This window comes from Streptomyces sp. NPDC096079 (genome assembly GCF_040303145.1).
In the GTDB taxonomy this organism is placed as follows: domain Bacteria; phylum Actinomycetota; class Actinomycetes; order Streptomycetales; family Streptomycetaceae; genus Streptomyces.
On sequence record NZ_JBEOST010000051.1, the window covers coordinates 1 to 5,983 of the forward strand.

The window sequence follows — 5,983 nt, forward strand, 5'->3', positions numbered from 1 at the left end:
TGGCCCGTCGAGGAAGGCAAGACCCGCCGCGCCGGCGTCTCCTCCTTCGGCATCAGCGGCACCAACGCCCACGTCATCCTCGCCGAACCCCCGCGGAACACACCCGCCGAAGAGGCCGTACCGGAGACGGACACCGACCCGCTGTGGGTGCTGTCCGGACGGACCGAACCGGCCCTGCGCGCCCAGGCCGCCGCGCTCGTCGAGGCGCTGGACTCCCTCGGCGAGGTCTCCGCGCGTGACCTCGGCCGCGCCCTCGCCACCACCCGTACCGCCCTCGACCAGCGCGCGGCCGTCACCGCCGAGGACCGCGCGGAGGCCCTCGCCGCGCTGACCGCGCTCGGCCGCGGCGAGCCGCACTCCGCGCTCGCCCTCGGCACCGCGCGCACCGACGACGGCCTCGCCTACCTCTTCACGGGGCAGGGCAGTCAGCGCGTCGGCATGGGCCGTGAGCTGTACGAGGCCGAGCCGGTCTTCGCCGCGGCCCTCGACGAGGTGTGCGCCGTTCTCGACGCCTGCCGCGCCGCCGTGCCCGGGACGCCGCCGGTCCGCGAGGTGATGTTCCACGACGCCGAGGCGCTCGACCGCACCGAGAACACCCAGTGCGCCCTCTTCGCACTCCAGGTCGCGCTGTACCGGCTCCTGGAGCACCGGGGGCTGGCCCCCGACGCCGTGCTCGGCCACTCCATCGGCGAGTTCGCCGCCGCTCACGTCGCCGGGATCCTCACGCTGCCCGACGCCTGCGCCCTGGTCTCCGCGCGGGGCCGGCTCATGCAGGCCCTGCCGTCCGGCGGCGCCATGATGGCCGTCCAGGCCTCGCAGGACGAGGTCGGCGCCCTGATCGCCGGCCGCGAGCACGAGGTGAGCATCGCCGCCGTCAACGGGCCCCTGGCCGTCGTCGTCTCCGGCGACGTCGAGGCCGTCGAGGACGTGGCCGCGACGTTCGCCGCCACCGGCCGCAAGACGCGCCGGCTCGTCGTCAGCCACGCCTTCCACTCCCACCGCATGGACGGGATGCTCGACGCGTTCGCCGCCGTCACCTCGCAGGTCCGGTACGCGGAACCGCGCGTGCCGATGGTGTCGACCGTCACCGGTCTGCCCGTCGACGTCACCGCCGACTACTGGGTGCGGCAGGTGCGCCGGGAGGTCCGGATGTCCGACGGCCTCGCCGCGCTCCACGGCCTCGGGATGCGCACCTTCCTCGAACTCGGCCCGGACGCGGTCCTCTCGGCCCTGGGGCAGGACTGCCTGGACGACGACGCCCTGGCGTTCGTCCCGGTGCTGCGCCGCGGCCGGTCCGAGCGGCGCACCCTGTCCGGAGCGCTCGGCGCCCTGCACGTCCGGGGCCGCGGTCCTGACTGGCGGGCCGTGTTCGGCCCCGGCCGGACGCCCGCCCTGCCCACGTACGCCTTCCAGCGGGAGCGGTACTGGCTCACGGCGCGCGGCACCGAGGGGGCGGCCGGTCATCCGCTGCTCGGCCCCGCCGTCGAGCTCGCCGAGTCCGGGCAGACCGTGCTGACCGCCCGGCTCGGGCGCCGTACCCACCCCTGGCTGGCCGACCACGCCGTCCTCGGCTCGGTCCTGCTGCCCGGCACCGCCTTCCTGGAGCTCGCCGCCCGCGCGGGCGCGGAGACCGGCACCCCACGGGTCGCCGAACTCACCCTGGTCGCGCCCCTGGTGATCCCCGAGGAGGGTCGCACCGAGGTGCAGGTCGTCGTGGCGGCGCCCGGCGACGACGGTCAGCGCGCGCTGACCGTGCACGCGCGCACCGAGACGCCGGACGGCGCCGTCGAACCGTGGACCCTGCACGCCACCGGCGCGCTCGCCCCGCACCACGGCTCCCCCGCACCCGCCGCCGCCCGGCCCGCCGGCGAGGGCGAGCCGCTGCCCGTCGAGGGCTGCTACGCGGAACTGGCCTCCTCGGGCTATGCCTACGGCCCGGTCTTCCAGGGCCTGCGCGCCGCCCGCCGGCACGGTTCCGACCTCGTCGCCGAGGTCGCCCTGCCGGCCTCCGTCACCGACGCCGCCTCCTACGGCGTGCACCCGGCGCTGCTCGACGCGGCCCTGCACCCGATCGTCATCACCGCCCTGGAGGACGGCGGCCGACGACTGCTGCCCTTCTCCTGGCGCGGTGTGACCGTCCACCAGCCCGGCGCCCGTTCCGTCCGCGTCCTGATCACCGGCACCGGACCGGACGCGGTGTCCCTGACCCTGCTCGACGAGGCCCACGCGGTGGTCGCCGAGGTCGAGGAGCTGGTCCTGCGCCCGGTGAGCGAGGCCGTGGCCGTGCCGCGCTCGCTGCACCGCCTGGACTGGAAGCCGGTCACGGCGGACGGGGAGGAGTCGCCGCGCTCCGTCGCCCTCGGCTCCGCCGATCTGGGTGTCGGCCCGGCGTACGCCGACCTCGCCGAGCTCGGGCGGGCCGTCGACGGGGGCCTGCTCGTCCCGTCGGTCGTCCTCGCGCCGCTCACCGCGCTCACGGACGGCACGACGAGCGACGCCGTCCCGCCGGTGCACCGCGCGCTCGGCCTGCTCCAGGAGTGGCTGGCCGACGAGCGCTTCGCCGAGTCCCGCCTGGTGCTCGTGACGCGGGGCGCCGTGGCCACGGCGCCGGACGCCGACGCGGATCCCGACCGCGCGGCCGTCTGGGGTCTCGCGCGCTCGGCGGAGACCGAGAACCCCGGCCGCTTCGGCCTCCTCGACGTGGAGACGGCCGACGACTGCCGTACCGCGCTGCCGCTGGTCGCCGCGGAGCCGCAGCTCGCCGTACGGGGCGGGGAGGCGCTCGTTCCCCGGCTCGGCCCGGCCTCGGCCGGCGGCGCCCTGGTGCCTCCCGCGGGCACGGCCGCCTGGCGGATGGTGGTGCGCGAGCGCGGAACGCTCGACCACCTGGCGCTCGAACCCTTCCCGGAGGCCCTGGCCCCGCTGGGCGACGGCGAGGTACGCGTGGCGGTGCGCGCCGCGGGCGTCAACTTCCGTGACGTCCTGGGCACACTGGGCCTCTACCCGGGGGACCCCGGGCCGCTGGGCCTCGAAGGCGCCGGCGTGGTCACCGAGGTCGGTCCCGGTGTCACGGGTCTCGCCGTCGGCGACCGGGTCATGGGTCTCTTCTCCGGGGCGTTCGGCCCCCTGGCCGTCACCGACCACCGGCTGGTCGCCGTGATGCCGTCCCACTGGACGTACGCCGAGGCGGCGTCCGCGCCCATCGTGTTCCTCACCGCGTACCACGCCCTGGTGGACCTCGCCGGTCTGTCGGCGGGCGAACGCGTCCTCGTCCACGCGGCGGCCGGCGGTGTCGGCATGGCCGCCGTCCAGCTCGCCCGGCACCTGGGCGCGGAGGTCTACGGCACGGCGGGCCCCGGCAAGTGGGACGCCCTGCGGCCCCTCGGCCTGGAGGGCGCACACCTGGCGTCGTCCCGCACCCTGGACTTTGAGGCGGCGTTCGGCGCGGCCACCGGGGGACGCGGCATGGACGTCGTCCTGAACTCGCTCGCGGGCGAGTTCGTGGACGCCTCCCTGAGGCTGCTGCCGCACGGCGGCCGCTTCGTCGAGATGGGCAAGACGGATCTGCGCGACCCCGCGCGGGTCGCGGCCGAGCACCCCGCGGTGGACTACCGCTTCTTCGACCTGCTCCAGGAACCGGCCGAGCGGATCTCGGAGATGCTCACGGCCGTCCTGCGCCTGCTGTCGTCGGGGGCCCTGACCCCGCTGCCGCTCGCCACCTGGGACGTCCGCCGGGCGCCGGACGCCTTCCGGTACGTCAGCCAGGCGCGGCACATCGGCAAGGTCGTCCTGACCCTGCCCGCGTCCCTCGACCCGGACGGCACGGTCCTGATCACCGGAGCCACCGGAGCCCTGGGCGGGCTGGTCGCGCGGCACCTGGTCACCGAGCACGGCGCCCGCCGTCTGCTCCTGGTCAGCCGCCGCGGCGCGGACGCCCCCGGCGCGGAGGAACTCGCCGCGGAGATCCGCGCGTCGGGAGCCGAGGTCACCCTCGCCGCCTGTGACACCGGGGACCGGGACGCCCTCGCGCGGCTGCTCCGCGGCGTACGGCTGACCGCCGTGGTCCACGCGGCGGGTGTGCTCGACGACGGCGTGGTCACCGCGCTCACGCCCGAGCGCCTCGACACCGTGCTCGCCGCCAAGGCCGTCGCCGCCCGGAACCTGCACGAACTGACCGCGGAGCAGGACCTCGCGGCCTTCGTCCTCTTCTCCTCCGTGATGGGCGTCATCGGCGGCGCGGGCCAGGGCAACTACGCCGCCGCCAACGCCTACCTGGACGGCCTGGCCCAGCACCGCGCGGCACGCGGCCTCCCCGCGCGCTCCCTGGCGTGGGGCATGTGGGCGGACACGGGCCGGCCGGGCGCCGCCGGAATGGCCGGGGCCCTGTCCGAGGCCGACCGGGGCCGCATCGCCCGGACCGGCCTCGCGCCCATCGACCCGGCGGAGGGCCTGGCCCTGCTCGACGCGGCCCTGCGCGTGGACTCCCCCGCGCTCGTGCCGGCGCCGCTCGACCGTGCCGCACTCGGCGCGCTGGGCACGCAACTGCCCACCGTGCTGCGGGACCTGGCCCCGGCCGCCCCGCGTACGGCACCGTCCGCGCAGGCCGCGGCCGCGCCCCGCGCGACGGAGACCCTGCGCGACCGGCTCGCCGCGCTGAACCCGGCCGAGCGCGAGGAGCTGCTCCTCGACCTCGTACGGGTGCAGACCGCCGCCGTGCTCGGCCGGTCGTCCGCGGCCGGTATCCCCGCCGACCGGCCCTTCAAGGACATGGGCTGCGACTCGCTCACCCTCGTGGAACTGCGCAACCGACTGCAGAGCGCGGCCGGTCTGCGGCTGCCCGCCACCTTCCTCTTCAACTGCCCGACGCCGCTGGCCGTCGTGGCCCACCTCCATGCCGAACTGGCACCGGAGGAGACGGAATCCTCCGTCGGCTCCGACGGCTCGCCGTCCGCGCCCGGTCTGGTCGCACTCGACCGGCTGGAAGCGGCACTCGTCGAGCTGCCGGACGACACCGGGGACGAGGTCCGGGCCGAGATCGTCCAGCGGCTCCAGGCACTGGCCGCCCGGGTGCCGGCTCAGCGGGCCCCGGCCGACGACGATCTGTCCGCCCGCGTCCAGTCGGCCTCGGTCGACGAACTCCTCGCGTTCATCGACACCGAACTCTGATCCCGCGTCCGCGTCGCCGGACCCGCACCCTTCTCGTCCTGATCGCTGCGCGCGGCGTGCCCCGGCACGCCGCACGGGCAGCCATGCCCGAACCCCGCGCACGCACGCTCCACAACGCCTACGGGGGCATCAACACCATGACAACAACGGACAACGACAAACTCGTCGAATACCTCAAGCGCCTCACCGTCGACCTCCACCAGTCCCGTCAGCGGGTCCGCGAGCTGGAGGCGGGCACCAACGAACCGATCGCGATCGTCGGCATGGGGTGCCGCTTCCCCGGCGGGGTCGACTCGCCCGAGGCGCTGTGGCGGGTCGTCGCCGAACAGCGCGACGTGATCTCGGGCATGCCCACGGACCGTGGCTGGGACCTCGACGGCCTGTACCACCCCGACCCGGACCACGCGGGCACCTCGTACGTCCGCGACGGCGGGTTCCTGGACAGCGCCTCCGCCTTCGACCCGGCGTTCTTCGAGATCTCGCCGCGCGAGGCGCTGGCGATGGACCCGCAGCAGCGGCTGCTCCTGGAGACGGCGTGGGAGGCCCTGGAGCGGGCCGGCATCACTCCGGGCTCGCTGCACGGCTCGTCGACGGGCGTGTTCCTCGGGGCGATCGCGCAGGAGTACGGCCCCCGCCTGGGCGAGGCGAGTGCGGCCGCCACCGGCTTCGGCCTGACGGGGACGACGTCGAGCGTGGCCTCCGGCCGCGTCGCCTACACGCTCGGTCTCCAGGGCCCGGCCCTCACCGTCGACACGGCCTGTTCGTCCTCGCTCGTGGCCCTGCACCTCGCGGTCAACGCCCTGCGGTCCGGGGAGTG

Annotated in this window: 2 protein-coding genes; both read left to right on the forward strand. The window is 76.0% G+C overall.

Features of this window, described 5'->3' with window-relative positions; genetic code table 11:
• Window positions 1–5,166, forward strand: a 5,166-nt coding sequence (locus tag ABTY59_RS37595; RefSeq protein WP_352023655.1) for an SDR family NAD(P)-dependent oxidoreductase, incomplete at its 5' end; no start/stop codon positions are given.
• A 137-nt stretch (window positions 5,167–5,303) separates the two neighbouring features.
• The coding region (locus ABTY59_RS37600) for a beta-ketoacyl synthase N-terminal-like domain-containing protein (protein WP_502995475.1) at window positions 5,304–5,983 on the forward strand (680 nt) is incomplete at its 3' end.